General features: G+C 59.4%; 20 protein-coding genes and 1 pseudogene. 14 read left to right on the top strand and 7 right to left on the bottom strand.

The genetic code is table 11. The annotated features are described in order from the left end of the window. The first annotated feature begins 70 nt into the window (after positions 1–70). A complete protein-coding gene (locus DIE21_RS15620) occupies positions 71–445 on the top strand; it encodes a nuclear transport factor 2 family protein (protein WP_124498546.1) in 375 nt (124 codons plus the stop codon). A 408-nt stretch (positions 446–853) separates the two neighbouring features. On the opposite strand, the gene DIE21_RS15615 is transcribed toward DIE21_RS15620, so the two are convergent. The 3 genes from DIE21_RS15615 to DIE21_RS15605 form a co-directional block, all read right to left on the bottom strand. Next, positions 854–2,614: an FAD-dependent monooxygenase gene (locus DIE21_RS15615; protein ID WP_124498545.1), complete on the bottom strand. Its 1,761-nt coding sequence runs from the start codon at positions 2,612–2,614 to the stop codon at positions 854–856. Positions 2,615–3,046: 432 nt separating this feature from the next. Beyond that, complete coding sequence (locus DIE21_RS15610; RefSeq protein ID WP_124498544.1) at positions 3,047–3,565, bottom strand: flavin reductase family protein; 519 nt, start codon at positions 3,563–3,565, stop codon at positions 3,047–3,049. A gap of 116 nt (positions 3,566–3,681) precedes the next feature. Further along, entirely contained in the window at positions 3,682–4,773 is a 1,092-nt protein-coding gene (locus DIE21_RS15605) for a porin (protein ID WP_124498543.1), read from the bottom strand. Positions 4,774–5,586: 813 nt separating this feature from the next. Here DIE21_RS15605 and DIE21_RS15600 point away from each other — a divergent pair. The 3 genes from DIE21_RS15600 (at position 5,587) to DIE21_RS15590 (ending at position 8,370) form a co-directional block, all read left to right on the top strand. Further along, on the top strand, positions 5,587–6,168 hold the full coding sequence (locus DIE21_RS15600; protein ID WP_124498542.1) for a VOC family protein: 582 nt from the start codon (positions 5,587–5,589) through the stop codon (positions 6,166–6,168). Between the two features lie 88 nt (positions 6,169–6,256). Then, on the top strand, positions 6,257–7,477 hold the full coding sequence (locus DIE21_RS15595; RefSeq protein ID WP_124498541.1) for an acyl-CoA dehydrogenase family protein: 1,221 nt from the start codon (positions 6,257–6,259) through the stop codon (positions 7,475–7,477). 179 nt (positions 7,478–7,656) lie between these two features. After that, the gene (locus DIE21_RS15590; protein WP_124498540.1) at positions 7,657–8,370 is read left to right on the top strand and encodes a GntR family transcriptional regulator; all 714 of its coding nucleotides are present in this window, start codon (positions 7,657–7,659) and stop codon (positions 8,368–8,370) included. Between the two features lie 254 nt (positions 8,371–8,624). On the opposite strand, the pseudogene DIE21_RS38275 reads toward DIE21_RS15590, so the two are convergent. Then, positions 8,625–8,821, bottom strand: a pseudogene (locus tag DIE21_RS38275) (methyl-accepting chemotaxis protein); the annotation flags it as partial. Between the two features lie 26 nt (positions 8,822–8,847). Continuing rightward, positions 8,848–9,633 (bottom strand): DNA-binding transcriptional regulator, encoded by a 786-nt coding sequence (locus DIE21_RS15580; protein WP_124498539.1) that lies wholly within the window; start codon positions 9,631–9,633, stop codon positions 8,848–8,850. A 188-nt stretch (positions 9,634–9,821) separates the two neighbouring features. Between DIE21_RS15580 and DIE21_RS15575 the strand changes: the two genes are divergently transcribed. The 8 genes from DIE21_RS15575 to DIE21_RS15540 all read left to right on the top strand — a co-directional run bounded on the left by DIE21_RS15575 (position 9,822) and on the right by DIE21_RS15540 (position 18,563). After that, a complete protein-coding gene (locus DIE21_RS15575; RefSeq protein WP_124498538.1) occupies positions 9,822–11,672 on the top strand; it encodes a bifunctional 3-(3-hydroxy-phenyl)propionate/3-hydroxycinnamic acid hydroxylase in 1,851 nt (616 codons plus the stop codon). A gap of 2 nt (positions 11,673–11,674) precedes the next feature. Next, positions 11,675–12,619 carry a 3-carboxyethylcatechol 2,3-dioxygenase gene (locus DIE21_RS15570; protein ID WP_124498537.1) on the top strand — a complete coding sequence of 315 codons (945 nt, stop codon included), beginning with the start codon at positions 11,675–11,677 and terminating at the stop codon, positions 12,617–12,619. A gap of 29 nt (positions 12,620–12,648) precedes the next feature. Then, the gene (mhpD, locus tag DIE21_RS15565) at positions 12,649–13,437 is read left to right on the top strand and encodes a 2-keto-4-pentenoate hydratase (RefSeq protein ID WP_124498536.1); all 789 of its coding nucleotides are present in this window, start codon (positions 12,649–12,651) and stop codon (positions 13,435–13,437) included. Positions 13,438–13,450: 13 nt separating this feature from the next. Further along, on the top strand, positions 13,451–14,398 hold the full coding sequence (locus DIE21_RS15560; RefSeq protein WP_124498535.1) for an acetaldehyde dehydrogenase (acetylating): 948 nt from the start codon (positions 13,451–13,453) through the stop codon (positions 14,396–14,398). Between the two features lie 4 nt (positions 14,399–14,402). Further along, positions 14,403–15,428: a 4-hydroxy-2-oxovalerate aldolase gene (gene dmpG / locus DIE21_RS15555; protein WP_124498534.1), complete on the top strand. Its 1,026-nt coding sequence runs from the start codon at positions 14,403–14,405 to the stop codon at positions 15,426–15,428. A 90-nt stretch (positions 15,429–15,518) separates the two neighbouring features. Beyond that, a complete protein-coding gene (gene mhpT, locus DIE21_RS15550; protein WP_124498533.1) occupies positions 15,519–16,766 on the top strand; it encodes a 3-(3-hydroxy-phenyl)propionate transporter MhpT in 1,248 nt (415 codons plus the stop codon). Positions 16,767–16,829: 63 nt separating this feature from the next. Further along, on the top strand, positions 16,830–17,702 hold the full coding sequence (locus DIE21_RS15545) for an alpha/beta fold hydrolase (protein ID WP_124498532.1): 873 nt from the start codon (positions 16,830–16,832) through the stop codon (positions 17,700–17,702). Positions 17,703–18,302: 600 nt separating this feature from the next. Beyond that, positions 18,303–18,563, top strand: a complete 261-nt coding sequence (locus DIE21_RS15540) for a hypothetical protein (protein ID WP_124498531.1) — start codon at positions 18,303–18,305, stop codon at positions 18,561–18,563. Between the two features lie 48 nt (positions 18,564–18,611). On the opposite strand, the gene DIE21_RS15535 is transcribed toward DIE21_RS15540, so the two are convergent. Then, entirely contained in the window at positions 18,612–19,538 is a 927-nt protein-coding gene (locus DIE21_RS15535; protein ID WP_185642786.1) for a transporter, read from the bottom strand. A gap of 628 nt (positions 19,539–20,166) precedes the next feature. On the opposite strand from DIE21_RS15535, the gene DIE21_RS15530 reads away from it, so the two are divergent. Together DIE21_RS15530 and DIE21_RS15525 are read left to right on the top strand one after the other, a co-directional pair. Continuing rightward, positions 20,167–20,820, top strand: coding sequence for an NADPH-dependent FMN reductase (locus DIE21_RS15530; protein WP_221622386.1), 654 nt, complete (start codon positions 20,167–20,169; stop codon positions 20,818–20,820). Positions 20,821–20,931: 111 nt separating this feature from the next. Next, positions 20,932–21,603, top strand: a complete 672-nt coding sequence (locus DIE21_RS15525; protein WP_185642785.1) for a glutathione S-transferase family protein — start codon at positions 20,932–20,934, stop codon at positions 21,601–21,603. On the opposite strand, the gene DIE21_RS15520 is transcribed toward DIE21_RS15525, so the two are convergent. Then, positions 21,595–22,296, bottom strand: a complete 702-nt coding sequence (locus DIE21_RS15520) for a TetR/AcrR family transcriptional regulator (protein ID WP_124498528.1) — start codon at positions 22,294–22,296, stop codon at positions 21,595–21,597. The two genes, DIE21_RS15525 and DIE21_RS15520, sit on opposite strands and share 9 nt — an antisense overlap. Positions 22,297–22,418 lie beyond the last annotated feature (122 nt).

The following is a 22,418-nucleotide window of genomic DNA, read 5'->3' as shown; positions in this document are numbered from 1 at the left end:
TATCAATTTATCGATCGCCTGGGATATTAGTGCCGGCGAGATTTTCCACAGAAATATTGGAGATGGCGTAATGAATTTTATGACCGACGAGGTTAAAAAACTCGAAGAGAGCAGATGGACCGCAATGATGGCTGCAGATATCGATAGCCTTGATAGGCTGTTGAGTGACCAGCTTTCCTGGGTTCATTCATCGGGACACTGCGATGGGAAGGCGGAATTGGTGAGAAGAATCGCAACGGGCCAGGTGACTTATCTATCGATCGAGCGCATCAGTGATGTGCGCGCACATGGAGAGGGCACAGTTGTCATTACCGGTCAGGTGCAGATGCGGGTTCTCGCAGAGGGACGGGAAATTGAACTGAAAAATCAGTACACCAACGTCTGGGTGAATGAGCACGGCCGGTGGCAGATGGTCAGCTGGCAGTCAACTCAAACGGAGTCTTGAGTTGGCGACTTGTGCACTAGAGCTTGGGTCAGGCGGGTGCACTGATATTTGATTGTCCGCAAGGGTAAGCCTAGCTATCTGGCTGCGGTAGCCTCCATCGTCACCGATTGGGGGCTCGTCTCGCGCGGCTCGCTGTTGCTCATATGAAGTGGACGTGTCTTTGCGCAGAGAGGCCGGCGGAGATATCAGGAAAATGTCTAGCGGTTTTCTGTGACCTGCAGCGCGTGCAGGCAGGCCTTGATTAGTCGCCACCACTCGGAAGCGACGTTATCTGAAGTTCATCCGTGCGTACGCCGCCGCGCCCATGCCTCTATGGCCGACCTCACACGATCTCGGACGGAGCGTGAGCTGAGGGCGGAAACTATGCTGGCCGGCCATTAAGCATGTTTCCGCCCTGCTAGCAACGGGTTACCGCCTTCCAAGCATCGAATTCATTGCGCCGCCTAGCAATCGGACGGCAGTTACGTCATCTGGTGGAGAGGACTGTTCACGCCACGCGACGTAGCAATCAGGGCGAACGACAATGGCTCCTCCCTCTTCAACTTCCCGAAGTCCTTGCCACGTGCAATAGGCGTCCTGAAAGTCTCGCTCGCCGATCACAACGACCCGTAGAAATGCGAGGTCGAGCTCAGCCGCCGCACGAATCCATGCAGTTCCTGAGAGGCCGGTGATGAGGGTAAATTTGCCTTTACCTACGACATCGAGTGTCGAAATGCGTCGCCCGTGGGAGTCGATGAGCCAGGTATGCGGCAGTTTTGCGCCCGGGCGGGTGGTGGGCTGAAGGTAAAGCTCCGGGTCGCGCTTCCACTCTTCGGGAGGTAGATTGCTATCGAGGACCACTGCTGATGAAACATAGCGCTGGTTCATCTCGACGCCCTGGGCATTGAATTCGCGGTTCTTAAGCTCTATTGCCTCTGCCGCTAATCGCCGCGCGCGCGTTCCTTCCGGGCCAGAATCTCGGAAGCGTGCGATTCCAGCTGCTATAGGATTGTCTGCACCATCGACCGAAAACACTTTTCTAATAAGCGAATAGTCTCGGCGAGACTGATTCGCGCGTAACACAATCTGTTTTCCTACAGAGGCGCGTTCATCGGAATAGGTTTGCAATAGCGTATCAGAGGCATACCCCTTGATGACGTAGGTCAGTTTCCATGCGAGGTTGAACGCGTCCTGAACACAGGTGTTGGATCCGAGGCCGCTGGAGGGGGGGTGACGATGAGTCGCGTCGCCACCGCATAGGACTCGGCCCTTCGAGTACATAGTGGCATACGCCTGGTTGACGTACCACACCGATTTGCGTAAAACGTTGACTTCCAGTTTAGGGTCGCCGACGAGGATGCGTATCTTCGAGATCACGGTCTCATCACTCAGGTCGGGGTCTCCTTGAGAGATGTCGAAACCCCATCCGGAGATCCATTGCGTCCACGGTTTGACGGCACGCAGCAAGCCAAGACCGATTTCTCCGAAGCTCGCGTGTGGACTGACAATCCAATGAAGTATGCTCGGCCGGTGTTCCACGTAACGACTCAGGTCGGCGTTGAACAGGGTGTACACAGTTCCTGCGCGACCCATCTCGCCTTCGATCTCGAGTCCCAACTCTTTGACGATAGTAGACCGCGCTCCATCGGCGCCGACGAGATAAAGGCAGCGGGCACAGTACTCGCGTCCCGAAAGACGATCGCGAAGCCGTACCGTTACCCCAGAGTCATCCTGGGCGTGTGATAGATATTCGGTATTTGCGACGAATGATGCGCCTCGTGCGGCCGCATTGTTGACGAGAATGGGCTCCACGATCGGTTGCACGATGTCCGCCATTGGACACGGACTGCCCGCGATGTATTGGCCATGGCGATCGTCGCCCGTTCCCCACGCACGAATTCGAACGAGTTCTTCGCCGGCTAGGCTGGTGGCGAAGAGGCTGTCGCCCATCTGATCCCAAGCTGTCGCGTTGCGCAAGACTTCCTGTTCGATGCCCAGATCCCTATAGACCTCCATCGTACGCTGATTCGTGATATGCGCCCGTGGGCTGTCTGCAAGCCAGTTTGATCTGGATACCATGTGTACCTTTATGCCGTACGAGGCGAGCGCGAGTGCTGTGGTCGCCCCCATCGGCCCAGAGCCGATGACTATCACGTCGGTTTCGAAATCGGTATTGCTGTCCTTTGTCATAGTGAAAGCTCTGTTATCAAGATTTTGGAATTCATGTCCGCGGGCGGGCTACGCAACCGCAACAGAGACGTGGCGGTCTATCGCGGCAACCCGTGAGGAGTTTGCATCCCCAGTTGGTGGTGGTCGGGCCGGTGGCCCGTTGTCCATCCGAGTCGCGCCATCACGGCAACATAGGTTTACGTCGGCCTATCTCGCGACGCTCGTGGAAAAATTTCCAGGTGTATCGTCGCCCGGGCACAAGATCGCACCGTACCTTTCATTTCTCTCTCTCGCGCCTTCAAGGATTAAAGTTGACTTTGCAGTTGCCAGGGCCAAAGATCTGCAGCACCTTACTGACGCTTCCAGTGGTTGCGCAGAGCAGTTGAGCAAATAGAACAGGATGGCCGCGTCGAAGTCGTGCATCGAACGATGAGACCGCGAAGCGGGGGAGAGCTACGATTTAGCCGCGGCCGTTTCAGCGTTCGAGGGGGCGTGCGCAAAAATGCGCGTGTATTTCCCGCTATGGAATAGCAAAGGTGGACCATCTCCTTCGCTCAGTGCCTCGACGTCGGCGATGTAGATTAGATGGTCGCCTCCAACGTGGATTGCATTCACCCGCGCGGAAATTTGAACTAACGCGTCCCGAATTACGATTACGTCTCCGACGAGTTGATATGGATCAGTCAGTTCGTCTTGAGGTTGTCCACCGAAATGCCGGCTGAGCGCTTGTTGCTGTTCGCTGAGTATGCTTACTCCGAAGGCTTCGCCCACGGCTACAGATCGAGCGAACCGTGACTGTTTCCGGGCCGACACCAAGATCATGGGCGGGTCAATTGAGAGCGACAGGAATGCGTTCGCTGTCATGCCGGCATTGGCCTGCTGATGTTGAAATGTAATGATGGTTACGCCTGTTGCGAATTTTCCCATTGCGGCGCGAAAGCGCGCCACGTCGAGGTTGAGTGCTGTTGTCATCGCTTGGGTCCGTGATGTGTCGGCATCGTGTCATTGGCACTTTTGCCGGAAGGTTTTCGTGGGATGACGGCGCGCTATCTCCGTAGGCGCTCGGAAGTTTGCAGCGGTGTCCGACCTTAGAATAAGGTGTGCAGGCCAACCCGTGCGATTGCCTGGATCGGAGAACTGGAAGATCCGTTTGTATCGGTGATTCCGTTGATCGACGCGTTAGCCCCTGAGTTTGCGCGCTGATACACGCACTCCGCATAGACGATAGTTCGCTTGGACAACGCGTAGTTCAGAAGGGCACCCACTTGGTTTGCGTGGTTGTTGTCAAGCTCTCTATTGCCCTTCATGTAGATGTAATTTGCACCGAGTGACCAGAACGGAGAAATTTGCCAGGTGCCACCCACCTGCCCAGCGTAAGCGTAGGCGCCATTGAACTCGTTGCGGACAGTCACAAAGTTCGCCGTAGCCACAACCTGGCCAAACGCGTAGTGGGCGCCGACTCCCCAGTTCCGAATGGGAATTTGCGGCGAGCCGCCCTCTGCTCCAGGATACTTGTGGTTGGTGTAGGCTGCGCCGATTCCGAATGGCCCGGCATCGTAATTCACCCCAAGGCTTACGGCCGAGTTTGACCCAAAAGACCCAGCCACGCCCCCGAATGAGTACAGGGCGCCGACTGATAGCCCAGCGAGATTGGGGGATTGGTATCGAACCGAATTAGGAACTGGAGTTCCCGTTGTACTGCTCCAGTCGAACCAACCAGTCGGATTTCCAGGTAAGTTCAGTTTCTGGAAGGGGCCTGCCGGGAAATTGTAGAGGCCACCTGTAGTAAGGCCAGGACTGTTTCCTGCTGCCGTCAGCGAACTAAACATAAATTCATAAACGTTCCCGAGGGTCAGTGTGCCAAACGTCTTGTTGTCGAGCCCGACGTATGCGTTTCGTCCGAAAATTCCTGGCATCAGGATGTTGCCGGTGCCAATGACAAATTGGTTCTCGAGCTTGAAAATGGCTTTTGTTCCGCCTCCTAGATCCTCTGCTCCACTGAAACCAAGGAGGTTCGGTGCAAAGATGCCATCGGAAAATTTTGCGGCTGCATGACCGCCCTCGTTGGAAATGTACGAGATTCCGCTATCGAGCAAACCGTAGACCGTGACGCTGCTTTGTGCGCTAACGTGATTTGAAAGCGGTAGCACTAAAAAAGTAAGAAAAGCGCTTTTTCGCATCGTTGTCTCCTAGGTGTTTGCTTTTGAAAGTTCCACTTTGCGGCGGTCTTACACTCATCCTCTTGACCGATTGGCCATGGTTGGCTCTTTGCCTACCGTCCCAACTCTCTCCATAGCCAGCTGCGCGCCGCCGACGTCCAGTCGCCTGAGGGCCTCAATGTTGGATGCGGCTCCCAGTGCTCGGCGCTCAAAGTTGCGCCCAAAAAAGATACGTCATCCAAATATCGATAAAAATTAGGGAAATCGATACTGCGGGGCCTTCACCTTGCGCCATGCAAGGCAGGAAGGCACGGATGCGGCGCCGTGCCGCCCATATGTACCTGGGTCAACGGAAGGCAGCCTGATCTCGCGTAGATAATGGATTTCCCTATTGAATATCGATAAAAAATGGCCTAACCTTCGTTTTGTGTGACAGCCTCCGGCGAGGTTGTCGGAACTGCATGCCTTGCGGGGAATGGAGGTACGGACTTGGGAATGGTCAACTTGGGGTGATCGCCTCAACTCATGGGTAAGGTGACTTCCAATGGCCGAAGGGATTCGTCGATACGTGGTTGTTGGAGGCGACGTGCTCCAAATTAACAGTGGGGCGCCAATTGTGAGGTCCCCGGAATCGAGGGCATGGCCCATCGTTGCCTCGTAGGTAAAGCGTGTTATCCGAGGACGAAAAATGATGATGTGTATCAGGGAATGCCCAATATGGACCTCAAGAAATGGCAGTAAGTGAGTCCACCAAGTGGGCATAGGGTGTCGCTGCGGGGATTACATGATTGCGGCAACGCACGAAATTGAGCCGCAGAATAGAAAGGAAGCGTTATGCATGAACCTGATCGGCCGACTAGATTTGCGCATGTCGTCTATCGGACTTACCAGTATGAAGAAATGATCAACTGGTACCTCTTTGTATTTGATGGGGAGTTACAGCACAGTACTCCAGTAGTGACGTTTATCGCTTGGGACGATGAGCATCACCGGATTGCGATTGCCAATCTTGGTTTTGGGAGAGGTGCGTCAAGCGAGCGCACCCCGCGTGGTAAGCCAGGACTGGATCATGTCGCGTATGGCTATGTTTCGTTGCGCGATCTTCTCGCGAAATATTCCGCCCTAAAAGTACGCGGTGTGCTGCCTTACTGGTGTATTCATCATGGTCCGACCGTGTCACTGTACTACTCGGATCCAGACGGCAATCAGATGGAATTCCAGGTGGATGTTTATGCGAACGCAGACGAGGCAAACGAGTTTATGCGCAGTCCAGCGTTTTCAGACAATCCTATCGGTGTTGAAATCGATCCAGAAGAAATATTGGGGAGACTGAATTCAGGAGAGCCTGAGGCATCAATTTTAACCCGAACGAGCCATCACCCCATTTCTCCGGTCAAAGGATCGGCGTTAGGTTGATCGCTGCGCATTGGTTGCTGTAAGAAATTCTGGATCGAGATTTTCGAATCCACTGTTCCTTTGAGATGCTGCAAATATTGGAGACGACATGCTGCAACAATACCAGGCACTTTCCCAGCCGGCAGGCGACGACGAGCAAGCATTGTGCCAGGATCTGGTGTCGCGGGCGCGTGAGTTATTGCCCCTCTTTCGAAAGAACGCGGAGCGTACAGATACGGATCGCCGCGTTGTCGAGGACAATGTTCAGGCATTAAAAGACGCAGGACTCTTCCGGATGATGATGCCGAAGCGCTATGGCGGGTATGAGGCCAGTTTCCGGACCAATCTCGAGGTGACGTCGACGGTAGCAGAAGGTTGTGGGTCAACCGCCTGGGTTCTCAATCTTATCGCGATCAACTCCTGGGCAATTTCGCTGATGTCCCAGCGAGCGCAGGATGACGTTTTTGGGGCCAATCCGGATTCGCGGGCGGCTGGAGTGCTTTCTCCCACCGGCGTCGGACGCCGCATTGATGGTGGCGTTCGCATATCGGGCAAGTGGTATTTCGCCTCGGGCTCGCTCCATGCGAATTGGGGGTTGGTCGGCTTCACGGAAGTCGGCGGTGACGACCGGCCTGTTGGTCAATATATGGCGCTTATCCCCGCCGACGAGATGGTCCTTGAGGACACATGGTTTACGGTGGGTATGCGCGGCAGCGGCAGTAACTGCTTCGTCGCAGATGATGTGTTTGTACCCGATCATCGCATCCTGTCGATTACGAACGCACTCCGAGGCGACTATCCGTCGCCGTTCGAGGGCGAGCATGTCTACCATGCTGCTTTCATCCCTGCGGCAACGATTGTTCTCGCTGGGCCTCAACTCGGTCTCGCGCGTGCTGCGCTTCGCCACGTTATCGAGACCGCTGGGAAGCGGTCCATCGCTTATACAAGTTACTCGAGGCAAACAGACTCAACGGCGTTTCAGTTACAGGTTGCAGAAGCAGCAACGAAAATTGACGCTGCACATCTCATGGCATGGCGGTGCGCCGACGCAATCGATGCTGCAGCCAGGTCGGGGACCGACCTGGATCTTATTACGCGGGCACGTTGCCGGGCTGATACCGGATACGCCGTTCAGCAAGTGACGGAAGCGCTGCAGATCCTCATTAGTGCCCATGGGGCGGGTACCTTTGCTCAGTCGAATCCCTTGCAGCGTATATGGCGCGACTCGAACACTGGCGCGCGCCACGCGATCGCAATGCCGCTTGTGAACATGGAGATTTATGGGAAAGCGTTGTTGGGGGTCGAACCGAACATCACGCCGCTGATTTGAGCGTAGCAGGCGCCGTTGAGCAGGGCAGCGTTGCCGTCATACCCGCTGTATAATTGATATGTTGCCGGATAATCGATTATCCGGTCCATAAACTTCAATTTGAGCGGGCCGCGCTCGTTGGTCGCTTATTCGACCACGGGCGCCGGCGCCATCGAAGGCATTTGCACGGAGCGACTCATATGGATCTCGACACTACTGGCGTGGCGGGGAAGAGCCTGACGACAACAGCGTTCGAGCTAATCCGGGGGGATATTCTGCTGGGAAGGCTTTTGCCTTCCGAGCGTCTGCGCGTCCAAGTTCTGAGCGAAAGGTATGGTATTGGTGCGACGGGCATTCGCGAAGCTCTCTCGCGGCTCGTGACGGAAGGGCTCGTTGATGTCGAGGACCAGCGTGGATTTTGCGTAGCTCCAGTGTCTCGCGAAGCGCTCCTCGACCTTACAGAAACGCGGATTGGGGTTGAGCGCCTTGCGCTTTCGCGGGCAATTTTGCGCGGTGATGTCGAGTGGGAGACGAACATGTTGAGCGCCTACCATCGTCTGTCGCGCACGCCCGTGCCGACGGATCCCGCTAACCACGCCGCTTGGGCAACAGTGCACCGGCAATTTCACGAAGCGCTTATCGGCGGATGTGCATCGCCTTGGTTGCACCGTCTGTGCCGTTTGCTCTATGACCAGGCGGAGCGGTACCGCAATCTCGCCGAACTGGAAATGCGTGAGACGCCGGATCTGCGGGACACATTCGCCGAACACAAGGCGCTGCTTGATGCGGCGATGGAGCGAGATATCGAGAAATTGGGGACATTGATTGGCGAGCATTTCCGTACTACGACTGAAATCATTCTAAAGGCAGGCTTCGACCGGTCGACGGTGCGCAATGGAACGCGCGTCGCATGACCACGTACTGACTCCTTGTTTACTGCATTTCTAGCTTTTCTGGACGGTGCCAATCATGTTCGCTGTTCGGTGTAGCGAAGGTTTGGCCGCGGTGCCGAGTCGGCCGGGTTCTGCGATGGCGGATCGAGCAAGAATGCGAGCAACTACATGGCTGGAGCCCACTTGTTCTATGCATTGGCCCTGCATCGAAGCGTGCAGATGCTCGAGGCATTATGGTAATAACCCCTTCTATTGCCGCTTCGATGCAACCCTGTGGTCTCTCCGGCGCGACGGACCTGTTTTGCGCCTACTTTTAAGCGGAAACGGGATGTTTGTATGAGTATCTTGATCTCCCTGGCCGCGACAGCGGAGCGTTGTGCTCGCGACTGGACTTCGCCAGCGACGACGGTACAGCGGCAGCCTTGATCGCACGCGCAGCTTCGACGGCAGTGTTAAGAGCGAGAATGTTGGATATGCGGCTTCGCAATCTACGGCGTGTCATCGAGGCTGCAAGGCGGCTACCATCTCCTGCGCCGCCCGTTGCAGTTCGGGAAGAAAGCGGCGCACTGCTTCGGTCGGATTGATGGCCTGCTCCAAGTAAATCACATTCAGGCTCGCGAGCACGCGCCCATGGGCCTCGATGGCCGTTGCGATCGCGCCGATCTTGCGCTGATCCGACCAGTCGCCGTGGTTCGAGCCGAAACCGTCCGCGCGCGTCTGGCGCACGAGATTGCGGATAAAGACCGTGTCGCTGGCGAGTTTTTGCTGTTGCTCGCCGCCCGCGCCTGCGCGCAACAGTTCTAGAATGTCTTCGCGCTCAGCCTCTGGACACATCGCAAAGTACGCGCGCCCGGCTGCCGTGAGCAGCATCGGTAGGCGGCGGCCCACCATCGCGCGATGAAACGAAAGCGGGCTGAAGCGGTGCGTGGTCTCGCGTATCACCATGGAGTCGCCATCGGGCGTCGTGAGGTCCGATGGCCATACGGTGCGTTGGAGCATTTGCGCCATGATCGGCGGCGCGACGGTGGCGATCAGCTCGTCATCTGTGAAACCTTCGCTCAGGCCGCGCACGTTCATCGTCAGACGAAAGCTGTCGTCGGAAGTACTGCGGCGTACGAACTTCTCCTCTACCAGGGTTTCCAGCAGGCGCCTCACCGTCGTGCGGTGTAGACCCGTTGCCTCGCTCAACTGCTGGCTCGTGGCGCGTCCATTCTCCATGGCGTTGAGCGCCTGGAGCACTTGGAGGCCGCGCGCTAACCCTCGAACGTTTGCATACTTCGTCATCGAAAAAGCCTTAAAAATCAGAAATGTGCAATCTATGCACATTTCTCTAAAAATGTTGAGCGCGGATCGAGTCCAACCTAGACTCGGTTCCACCGGATTGCGGCAAAACGTCAAGCCGAGTGATCCGTTTTCAGGCACCACCTGTCAGCATCCGCAGCGGCTCGATAAGCCGCGCGAGAAGGAGACACATGAATACCCCCCTCGTCCACGAGGCGGATACTGTCCGCCCTCGCCAGATCACCACCGACGTCGCCATCATCGGCGCGGGTCCGGTCGGCCTCATGATCGCCAATATTCTCGGCCTGCAAGGCGTGCGTGTCACGCTCGTCGAGAAGCTCGACCAGATCATCGACTACCCGCGCGCCATTGGTCTGGATGACGAAGCATTGCGCGTGTTCCAGTCCATTGGTCTTGCCGATGCGCTGCTGCCGCACACCACGCCCGACCACTGGATGCGCTTCGTCACGAAAGACGGCCATTGCTTCGCCTCGATCGAGCCGCGCACCGACGAATTCGGCTGGCCGCGCCGCAACGCGTTCATTCAGCCGCTCGCCGATCGCGTGCTGTATGAAGGGCTCGCGCGCTTCGAGCACGTGGATGTGTTGTTCGGCCACACGGTCAACGCATTCGAGCAGGACACGCAGGGTGTAACGATCGACGTGAGCGACGCGAACGGCGAGCGCCGCACGATCCGCGCAGCGTACCTGGTGGGCGCAGACGGCGGCAACAGCTTCGTGCGCCGTGCGCTGAACGTGCCCTTCGAAGGCCGCACGAAGCCGAATCAATGGATCGTGGTGGACGTGCGCAACGACCCCATCGGCTCGCCGCATATCTATATGCATTGCGATCATCAGCGCCCGTATGTGTCGGCTGCGCTGCCGCACGGCATTCGCCGCTTCGAATTCATGGTGATGCCGGGCGAGACGGAAGAAGAACTCTCGAAGCCCGAGAACATGGCCGCGCTGATCCGCAAGGTGGTGGCCGACCCCGACAAGGTCGACTACATCCGCAAGCGTGTGTACACGCACAACGCGCGTCTCGCCGAAACGTTCCGCGTGGACCGCGTGCTGCTTGCTGGCGACGCCGCGCACATCATGCCGGTGTGGCAGGGCCAGGGCTACAACAGCGGCATTCGCGACGCGAACAACCTGGGCTGGAAGCTCGCGATGGTCGCGAAGGGCCAGGCCGATGGGCGCCTGCTCGACAGCTATACCGTGGAGCGCCGCGCGCACGCGCGCTCGATGATCCACCTCTCCGAAGTGGCGGGCGATATCTTCGCCCCCACCACGCGCTTTGGCGCACGCTTTCGCGACACGTTCGTGCGCTACATGAACGTGTTCCCTTCGGTTAAGCGCTACTTCGTGGAAATGCGCTTCAAGCCGATGCCGCGCTACGAAGCGGGCATCGTGCTGCTGCCGCCGCCGCAAAACACGGGCGGCTTGTTCGCCAGCCTGCTGGAGCGCTCGGGCAACTCGGCGCCGGGCCGCCTGCTCGGCCTGATGAGTCAGAAGCGCGACTCGCTGATCGGCCGCCTCGCGTATGGCCGAGATCCGCTCGCGGCGTCGCCCGTGGGCCGCATGTTCATCCAGCCGCGCGTGCGTCTTGCCGATGGCTGCGTGGTGCGCCTCGACGACGCGATCGGCAACGGCTTCGCCGTGCTGGCCTGGGGCGCGGACCCGACCTTCGGCCTCGCGCCGCAAGCCCGCGCATTGTGGGAGCGCCTGGGCGCCCGCTTTATCTTCGCGAAGCCCGACGTGCAGCTCGAATACGCCGACGACGTGCCCGAGGGCGTGCTCGCGCTCGGCGACGTGCAGGGCCGCCTGAAAGAGTGGTTCAGCCGTCTGCCCGAATCTGTTGTGCTGTTGCGCCCGGACCGCTTCGTCGCGGGCGTCTGCACGCCGCAACAGGTTTCGGACGCGATCGTCGAACTCGCGGGCAAGCTCGGCATGACCGAAGCCGCCTTGCATGGGGTGAGCGCCGCTGCCCCGCAAAACCGTCCCGTGCGCGGCGTGGCCGTTGCGCGCACAGCAGGAGCATGATCATGCCGATACACCTCGAATGTCTGTCGCATACGCCATTGCATGGCTATTTCGATCCGCTGCCTGACGTGGTCGCGGAAGTCGAAGGGGTCGGCCGCGCCGCGCGCGAACGCGTGGAAGCCTTCAACCCGGACGTGATCGTTGCGTTCGCGCCGGATCACTTCAACGGTTTCTTCTACGACGTGATGCCGCCGTTCTGCATCGGCGCGCGCGCGGATGCGATCGGCGACTTCAAGAGCATGGCCGGTACGCTGCCGGTGCCCGAAGCGCTTGCGCACAAGCTCGCCGAAAGCGTGCTCGCCGCCGATATCGACGTGGCGCTCTCGTACCGCATGCAGGTCGATCACGGCTGCGCGCAGGCGCTGGAAGTGCTCACGGGCGCTCTCGACCGTTATCCGGTGATTCCGGTGTTCATCAACTCCGTGGCGCCGCCCATGGCGACGCTGCGCCGCGCACGACTGCTCGGCGACGCGATTGGCCGCTTCTTCTCGCGAAGCGACACGCGCGTGCTCGTGGTGGGCTCGGGCGGCATTTCGCACGAGCCGCCGGTGCCGGAGCTGTTCGGCGCGACGCCGGAAGTGGCCGAACGTTTGATCGCGGGCCGCAATCCCTCGGCGGATTCGCGCGCGGCACGTCAGGCGCGCACCGTGGCCGCGGCGAAATCGTTCACGGCGGGCGACAGCCATCTGCATCCGCTCAATCCCGAATGGGACCGCGCGTTCCTCGCGCGCGTTGCATCGGGCGAGTTGACTTCCGTGGACGGCATGACCAACGCGGCCATCACGCGCGACGGCGGCAAGTCGGCGCACGAGATCCGCACGTGGGTCGCGGCATTCGGCGTGCTGGCCGCTTACGGCTCGTATCGCGCTTCGCTCGATTACTACCGCGAAATTCCCGAGTGGATTGCGGGTTTCGCCACCATGCATGCCACGCCCGACGCGGCTTGATAGACCAGTACGGACTGGGGAGAATCAACATGTCAGATCCGAAACTCGTCGCGGCGCTGGCCGCGCGCCTGCACGAAGCCGAAGTCTCGCGCAACGTAATCGATCCGGTGCGCGGCGAGATTGCGATGGACGATATCGCCACCGCTTACGCCGTTCAGCAGGCCAACGTCGATCTGCGCGTGGCGACCGGCGAGCGCATCGTGGGCCGCAAGATCGGTCTCACGTCGCTCGCGGTGCAAAAGCAGCTGGGCGTCGATCAGCCTGACTTTGGCGCGCTGTTCGCGTCGATGGCATACGGCGATGGGCAAGCGATTCCGCTCTCGCAGCTAATCCAGCCGAAGGTGGAAGCGGAAATCGCGCTCGTGCTGGAGCACGACCTCACGTTCGAAAAGCACACCTTCGTCGATATCCTGCGCGCCAGCGCCTATGCGCTCGCAGCCATCGAGGTGGTGGACAGCCGCATCCAGAACTGGGACATCCGCTTCGTCGATACGGTAGCCGACAACGCCTCGAGCGCGCGCTTCGTGGTGGGCAGCCGCCCGGTGCTGCTCTCGCAGATCGACTTGACAGGGTGCGCGATGGAACTCTCGCGTGACGGCGAAGTGCTCTCGCGCGGCAACGGCGCCGCGTGCCTGGGCAATCCGCTCAACGCCGCCGTGTGGCTCGCCGACCGCATGGTCCAGCTCGGCACGCCGCTGCGTGCGGGCGACGTGGTGCTCACGGGTGCGCTCGGCCCCATGGTCGCCGTGAAGGAACCCGGCACGTACACCGCGCAGATCGAAGGCCTCGGCAGCGTTCGCGCGACTTTCTCCGCCTGATACAGGAATTCATATGGCTTCCGAAAAACTCAAGGCCGCGATCATCGGCTCCGGCAACATCGGCACGGATCTGATGATCAAGATCCTGCGCAACAGCAAGCATCTGGAGATGGCGGCGATGGTCGGCATCGATCCGAACTCCGATGGTCTCGCGCGTGCCGCGCGCCTCGGCGTGGCGACCACGCACGAAGGCGTGGTGGGTCTCACGCGCCTGCCGGTGTTCAACGACATCGACTTCGTGTTCGACGCGACGTCCGCTGGCGCGCACGTGAAGAACGACGCGCTGCTGCGCACGCTCAAGCCGTCGATCCGTATGATCGACCTCACGCCCGCCGCCATCGGCCCGTACTGCGTGCCGGTGGTGAACCTCGACGCGCATATCGACGCGCCCAACGTCAACATGGTGACGTGCGGCGGCCAGGCCACGATCCCGATGGTCGCGGCCGTGTCGCGCGTCGCGAAGGTGCACTACGCCGAAATCGTCGCGTCGATCAGCAGCAAGTCGGCGGGCCCCGGCACGCGCGCCAACATCGACGAGTTCACCGAAACGACCTCGAAGGCGATCGAAGTGGTGGGCGGTGCTGCAAAGGGCAAGGCCATCATCGTGCTGAACCCGGCCGAACCGCCGGTCATGATGCGCGATACGGTTTATACGCTTTCTGAGGCGGCCGACCGCGAGAAGGTCGAGCAGTCCATCGAAGAGATGGTCGCGAAGGTGCACGCCTACGTGCCGGGCTATCGTCTGAAGCAGAAGGTGCAGTTCGACGAGATTCCCGCGAACGCGCCTCTGAATATTCCGGGCCTCGGCAGGTTCAGCGGCCTGAAGACCTCGGTGTTCCTCGAAGTGGAAGGCGCCGCGCATTATCTGCCCGCTTACGCAGGCAATCTCGACATCATGACTTCCGCCGCGCTCGCCACCGCCGAACGCATGGCGCAGACGCTACTGAGCGTGGAGGGATAAGACCATGAGCAAGAAACTCTATATCTCCGACGTGACGCTGCGCGACGGCAGCCACGCCATTCGCCATCAGTATTCGATCCAGAACGTGCAGGACATCGCCCGCGCACTGGACCGCGCGAAAGTCGACAGCATCGAAGTCGCGCACGGCGACGGCCTGCAAGGCTCCAGCTTCAACTACGGCTTCGGCGCGCACAGCGACCTGGAATGGATCGAGGCGGTGGCCGACGTCGTCACGCACGCGCAGATCGCCTCGCTGCTCCTGCCCGGCATCGGCACGATTCACGACCTGAAGGCCGCGTACAACGCGGGCGCGCGCATCGTGCGCGTGGCCACGCACTGCACGGAAGCCGACATTTCGAAGCAGCACATCGAATATGCACGCGAACTCGGCATGGACACCGTGGGCTTCCTGATGATGAGCCACATGACCACGCCGGAAAACCTCGCCGTCGAAGCGAAGAAGATGGAAAGCTACGGCGCGACCTGCATCTACGTGGTCGATTCGGGCGGCGCGCTCACGATGAACGACGTGCGCGACCGCTTCCGCGCAGTGAAAGCCGTGCTCAAGCCCGAAACGCAAACGGGCATGCACGCGCACCACAACCTCTCGCTGGGCGTGGCGAACTCGATCGTGGCGGTGGAGGAAGGCTGTGACCGCGTCGATGCCTCGCTCGCCGGGATGGGTGCGGGCGCGGGCAACGCACCGCTCGAAGTGTTCATCGGTGCGGCGGAACGCATGGGGTGGAACCACGGCACGGACCTCTACACGCTGATGGACGCCGCCGACGACATCGTGCGACCGCTGCAGGACCGCCCTGTTCGCGTGGACCGCGAAACGCTCGCGCTCGGCTATGCCGGCGTGTATTCGAGCTTCCTGCGCCACGCGGAGGTGGCCGCGAAGAAGTATGACCTGAAGACGGTGGACATTCTCGTCGAACTGGGCAAGCGCCGGATGGTGGGCGGCCAGGAAGACATGATCGTAGACGTGGCGCTCGATCTGAAGAAGCGCCAGCAAGCATTGCATTCCTGATCAGCGCGCCGCGCATCGCGTTCGGGTAGTGCGCGGCGTTGCCACTTATAGCCGCCGGAAAGAGCGGCTCGATACACATGGAGACTTTTTATGACGTCGCGAAACAGTGGTGCTGGAGGAAGTGGAAAGAGCGGCAGGGCATCCATCGCCCTGTGTCTGGCGATTGCGCTGCTCGAAGGGTTGGACCTGCAATCAGCGGGCGTAGCCGGACCGCGCATGGCGAAGGAGTTTCAGCTCGCCGTCGCGCAGATGGGTTGGGCCTTCAGCGCCGGCGCGATCGGCCTCTTGCCGGGTGCGGCGCTGGGTGGGCGGCTTGCCGACCGGTTTGGCCGCAAGCGTGTGCTCATGTGGTCGGTGGCGCTGTTCGGGCTTTTCTCGCTCGCCACGACCATGGTTTGGAATTTCGAAAGCCTGCTCGTCGCGCGTCTGCTCACGGGTCTCGGTCTCGGCGCGGCCATGCCGAACCTGATCGCGCTGTGCTCGGAGGCGGTGGGTGAGCAGCAGCGCAGCACGGCAGTCGGTGCAATGTACTGCGGCATGCCGTTCGGCGCGGCGATCGCTGCCGTCATCGGCATGCTCGGCACGGGGGACGAGAGCTGGCGCCACGTGTTCTACCTCGGTGGTCTCGGCCCGATCGCGATGGTGCCGCTGCTCGGACTGTTCTTGCGCGAGTCGCAACAGTTCGTCGCCGCGCAAGCGTCGAGGATCGCGAGTGCGGGCGAGCCGAGCGTGACTCAAGCGCTCTGGCAGGAAGGTCGCGCGCGTACCACCATCGCGCTGTGGATCAGCTACCTCGGCACCTTGATCGTGCTGTACTTCCTGATGAACTGGCTGCCCTCGATGGTGCTCGCACGCGGCCTCACGCGCGTGCAGTCGAATCTCGTGCTGATGCTGTTCAACATCGGAGGCGGCATCGGCGCCGTTACGATGGCAACGATCATGGATCGCTTTGGCCGCCGCGGCACGGTGATCGGCATGTACATCGGCATCGTGGCGGCGCTCACCGTGCTCGCAAGCGCGGGCGGCACAAGCTCGACGGCGGTGGGCGGACTGCTGTGCGGCTTCTTTATCGTGGGTGGCCAGTCGGTGCTGTACGCACTCGCCGGCCATGCGTACCCCACGGAAGTGCGCGGCACGGGTGTGGGCGCGGCCGTGGCCGTGGGGCGCCTGGGTTCGATTCTCGGGCCGCTCGCGGCGGGGCAACTGTTCGCACTCGGCCAGAGCCCGTCGATGCTGGTGGGCTCGAGCATTCCGCTCGTCGTGATCGCGGCGCTTGCTGCGCTCAGCGTGGTGGGTGCATTCAGGCAGCGCAGCGCGCTGGGCGCACAGGGCGCATGAATGTGAAGGGGAGAGGGCACGCGCCTTCTTCAGAATGGGTTATTACATTTAAAGGAGGTCATCATGACGCATACGGCACAAGCAATTACCGAAGCCTCGACGAGCAAGTTCGAGCGCGTGAAGGACGGCGACGTTGAGTTCCAGATTCACTACAACGACGCAGGCGATGGCGCCGAAACAGTCGTGATGCTGCACGGCTCGGGTCCGGGCGCGAGCGGCTGGGCCAACTTCAACCGCAACGTCGAACCGCTCGTCGCGGCCGGCTACCGCGTTATCCTGATGGACTGTCCGGGCTGGAGCAAGAGCGATCCGATCGTCTGCACGAGCTCGCGCTCGGACCTGAACGGCCGCGTGCTCAAGGGCCTGCTCGACGTGCTCGACATCGAGCGCGTGCATATTCTCGGCAATTCGATGGGCGGACACAGCGCCGTTGCGTTCGCACTGGCGAACCCGCAGCGCGTGAGCAAGCTCGTGCTGATGGGCGGCGGCACCGGCGGCCCGAGCAGTTTCGTGCCGATGCCGACCGAAGGCATCAAGCTGTTGCAAGGTCTTTATCGAGATCCGACGATCGATAATCTCAAGCGCATGATGAACGTGTTCGTGTACGACGCGAGCGCGCTCACTGACGAGTTGATGAAAACGCGCCTGGACAATATGCTCGCGCGCCGCGACCACCTCGAAAACTTCGTGAAGAGCCTCGCGGCCTTCCCGAAACAATTCAGCGACTACGGCCCGCGCCTGGGCGAAATCGCCGCGCCCACACTCGTGATCTGGGGCCGCGACGACCGCTTCGTACCGATGGATATCGGCCTGCGTTTGTTAGCGGGCATGCAGAACGCGCAGCTGCACGTGTTCAACCGTTGTGGCCACTGGGCACAGTGGGAGCATGCGGAATCGTTCAATCGCATGGTGATCGATTTCCTGAGTGTTAGCTAGCTCAATGAGCAGGCAGAAGACGAGAGATCGTAGGATGATTAGCCAAGACGATGGTTTGTCGATTACCGCGCGAAGCGCGAGGCATGCGCGGTAGCAGGATGACCGGTGCTGTCGCGTATCGTTCTTCACGAGCAGCGCTGGCGATCGCGCGCATCGACGCGCTGTCGTGCTACGGAGTCTGGCTCTGTGCCGACTCCCGGGGCCGCACCTGTGCCAGTGCGCGCAGCCGCTTTTGGGATCGTGTCCGATATTTCGCGCAGAGGCGCATATGTGGAGTGACGTTCGAGCAATAAATCCCCGATGCCGCCGTTATCGCACTGGCCAGTTGGACCAGCGGCCAGCGCTGCCGGTTCGTCGCTCGAGCCATCCCTGAGCCATGGGTATGACTGAGCGCCGTTCGCGGAAACCGCCTGCGTTGACGTCGCAACCTGCCTTGGCCCGTTTGCGCAGGCGCGCTTGTCGCTATCGTTGGCGTAATACGCGAGCAGCATAGGACTCCAGCTGCAGGGCCGCTGCGATAACCATGTTCGTCAGCGCCTCGTCAGCTCCGCGTAGATTTCGAGGTTGAGTTTGGCTACTTTTGTCCACACCAAAACTGGTATGGATATGGCTTTCATTCGCAATCTCGTGAGAAAGACATGCACAGACAGTTTCAAAACGACGCACGGGGACGGGGCCGGCCAGCGCAAGATTGGCGCGCTCGCGATAGCTATCGGTGCGCATGGGCGCATGATCGCGAGCCTGAACGTGATCTATTTGGAACGGACTATCAATCCTGCCGAAGCTACCGGTTTTGTGTGTCTGTTAAAGCGGCGAAATCAACCGGCCCAGGAGAAAAAAAGGGCCGGGCATCTGCCTTAAAGCGGCCCTACTTTAAACAAGGGCGCATCGAGTCTTCGGGCCATGGCTTCAGAATTTGAAGGCGACCGTCAACGCCAGAAGCTGTTGGTTGACGAAATTCTTGTGGTAAAAGGTGTAGACGTATTTGGCCTTGACATACATTCGAAGGCTCGGGACAAAATACTGAATGACGGGGCCGGCTGCTGCCTGATGAAATCGGTTTCCTCCGGGAACCGGTACACCGTCGCCCGTCGTATCGTCGGTTACCTGCGCCTGATAGAAACCGGCCGCGCCAATGCGGAGGTTTCCAAACTGTTCCGTCACGCTCCAGTCGAGGTCAAAAATATTGCCTGACGTGTAGTGCGTCTGTCGGTTCTCAAACGGAATCCCGTAGAAAATGCGAGTGCTGACCTGTGTGTTATCACCGAATGACCAGCGCTCGCCTGTGTTGTAGGTGATGGCGATGTTCGGAACCAGCGTCCAGAAATCAGAGCCAAGATTGAGAGCGTTCTGACGATTGTAGGAGCCATCGGGCACAATCGCGGCCAGGCCTGCTGCGACGGAAAGGCCGTAGGAAATCGGCAGGTGGCCCGGCGTAGCACCGGCTAGTCCGAGGCTTTTTGTCCAAAAGACTACGTCGGAATAGGCGTTTCCGAGGCCTGTTTGTGCTGTCTGGTTCTCACCTCCGATTGAATAGCTGATATGTTCGAACGGTTGGACCCATGAGCTGGCCAAGTGGCCGCCAAACAGAGTGAAAGGATAGACGTAGACCAACGCCGCAGCGTAGACCGGAACGCTTAGTTTGATATTCCTTTCGCTGGGGGCAGGATTGCCTTCGGAATCGTAATTTCGGCTGTTGCGGTTGATCGGGAGTATGGTGACCCCGCCATAAAACCCGGACACTGGAGGCAGAAACGCCTGATCGGTGTCTGTCGAACCGGGTTGGGTGATGGGCACCACGCTTTCTGCAGCGTCAGCCGTCGTGGACGTTGCCATTTGTCCTGCTCCGCCAAGGCAACATATCGCCGCGAGAGGTATAGCCGTAGTGGTTAGCCGCAGGCGAGGGGCGTCGCGTAGAAGGAAATTCCTCTGTCGTGACGCGGCAAGGTTCAGTTTCATTGTCGTCTCCTCCGTTCTGAGGGTATATCTTTTTTAGAAAATTAATTTGCAGTCCAAATCTAATAGCCAATATGTAGCTGAGCGCTGAGGAATCGCGGCACCAAAGACAGACGCTCATCATGATGAAGATGCGCTCGCCATCGACGCGACGTATCTCGTGGGACGCCCCCCGAAGATATGAATGTGCAAGTTGGCAATCTCAACGGGCGCGTCCGCACCCGTCGAGTTCTCACGACGAAGTGTAAATCAGGGTGATGTTGGAGTCATAATTAGTACATGTACCAATATTGTGTCATGATTCATGGAATTCGTCGGGTCGTATCCTCCCTGCGCTTCTCTATGGCCACTCTCATGTCAAGTACACATGACAATATTGGTATTTGTCCATATTGACTGGCGCTTGTGCGATATCTAGAATTGTCCGCAGGTGTGGAAGAGGTCGTTTCTGTTCGAGGCAGGCGCAACAGGGCAGCTGCGCGACTGTCGCCGGCAAGGAGAAGAAGAGGTGGACGACATTTTACAAATGGCCCCTGCGGTCAGAAGCGAGCAGGTTACACAGGGTGAGGGCAGGGCAGACGCAGTGGCCAGGCCGTTGATTGTTGGGTTGGGCGGCACGACTACGACCGGGTCCTCTACGGAACGGGCGGTCAAGATCGCGCTTTCTGCAGCAGAGCATAGGGGGGCGCGCACGCAACTGTTCGACGGTGCCATGCTCTCGCAACTGTCTCATTATTCAGGCGACGCTGAATGGCAGCCGATGGCCAAGGCTCTTGTGGCCGCCGTACGTCAAGCTGATGGCCTGATCCTTGGGAGCCCCGGCTACCACGGTTCAATCTCGGGGCTGATCAAGAACGCGCTCGATCATCTGGAGGCAACCGCTCGGGATGCACGCCCCTATCTGGATGGGCTTCCCGTCGGCCTAGTCGCGACGGCATACGGATGGCAGGCGACCGGAGGTACGCTCGCGGCGTTGCGGTCCATTGTCCATGCGTTGCGAGGGTGGCCGACGCCGTTTGGAGCAGCGATAAATACCAGCACGGGCATGTTCCGGGGCGAGACCTGTACCGATGAAACTGTTGTGCGGCAACTCGAGATGGTCGGCTATCAAGTCGTCGAATTTGCCGAAAAGTTTGGTCGGCCGATCAAGAAGGGGGGCTGACCAGGGCATGCAGCTGTCCGCACCTCCCGGTCGGTTGACATGAAGTCAACCTCTGTTCGTGTCAGCGTCCGCGGTGGCAGTTGCTTTGAATGCGTTCTAAGGAGTAGATGGATGTCACGTTATTGCCTTTACCATATGCCGGGCGCATGTTCGAGGGTGGCTTTGGTGGCACTCGAGAAACTGGGGATACCCTTTGACGACCGCGGTGTCGCGTTGATGCGAGGGGAGCAGCACCAGCCTGCGTTCCGAAAGATCAATCCGAAAGGGAAAGTACCGGTCCTTGTCGAGGGCGAGGTAGTCATTACCGAGCTTCCAGTGATCTTATATACACTTGCGGCGCAGCATCCTGAAGCGGGCTTACTTCCGTTAGCTTTAGACAGGCGTCCCGAAACATATGCACTGTCAGATCTCGTCTGGCTAGCCGGCGCGGTTCATCCACTTGCCAGCCGCATGTTTCTGCCGGCCGCGACTTCGGAGGTGGATGCGGCCGGTGTGAAAGAGCGCGCGGCGAGGGCGTTGGAGACTTACGCGGCGATGCTGTCCGCCCGCACTGGTACGCAGGGCTGGTGGTATGGTGAAACATGGTCGATTGTCGACGCATTTATCGCCTGGATTTACGGGGTCGCGTCGCAAAATGGCTTTGCGCTTATGGACCACCCAGTATTGGCGGATTACGTCGTCCGCGCGAGTTTGCAACCTGCGTTCGTTGCAGCAGTGTCGAGGGAAGAAGTTGCGATTGAGCGCGACGATCTACAGCTTCCGCCAGGCATTTCCTTACGATGACTGAGATCGCCGAGGCCGCCGTGCGAGTCCCGCGATGTACTGGTCTATCAGTGTGCGCAGTGCTGCCAGTCCCTCACTGGGATCGGGGTTTTCTCCGAAAAGCCAGACTCGAACCGACGCAAAATATAGGTAGAAAAAGCCGCGAGCGTTCGAATCAATATCTATGTCGCGCCGGCATTCCCGGCTCTTGATTGCTTCGGCGATGATGGTTCCAAGATGAGTCGCGAGATCACGACGGATGGTTTCGCTCTCGAGTGCGTGCGAAGTGCCTCCGCCGTTATAGATCTGTCCGAGCACGACTCGGTACAACGTTGGTTGAGCCGCGTAGGCGCGGTAAAAAGGCTCGAAAAAGGCAACAAGGTTGTCGGCAAGAGGCGCTCCGGCAGTAATGTTGGCGCGGCCTTCGCTCAGAAGTGGCGGTATCAGTGTGTTGAAAATAAGCAATACGAGGTCACGCTTATCGCGCGCATAGAGGGAGAGTGTCCCCAATGCAACGTCCGCCTCCCGCGCAATGTCCCGGAGGGTTGTCGCATCATAGCCGTCGCGGCCAAACAGAGTCGTGGCCGCTCGCGCGATCCTGTCAAGTTTGTCGAGCTTGTGGCGCTCACGCAGGCTGAGCGTCAATACGTGATCGGGCTGTTCTTCGTCTGCGATGGCGTCGATTCGTCCAGTCGCTCGGGCTTGCTTGGCCATCAGGCACTTACTCCTCTCGCGAAAATTTTGATACGGCTCCCGTTATTGTAACTGCCGAGAGGAAATAATGGAATCTGTACGGTTTTGCTTCTGGTTCTAAGGGGGCAGGATTCCGGTGTTCA

It is taken from the genome of Burkholderia sp. Bp9140 (genome assembly GCF_003853425.1).
GTDB lineage: Bacteria > Pseudomonadota > Gammaproteobacteria > Burkholderiales > Burkholderiaceae > Burkholderia.
This window is presented reverse-complemented; position numbering and strand designations above follow the sequence as displayed.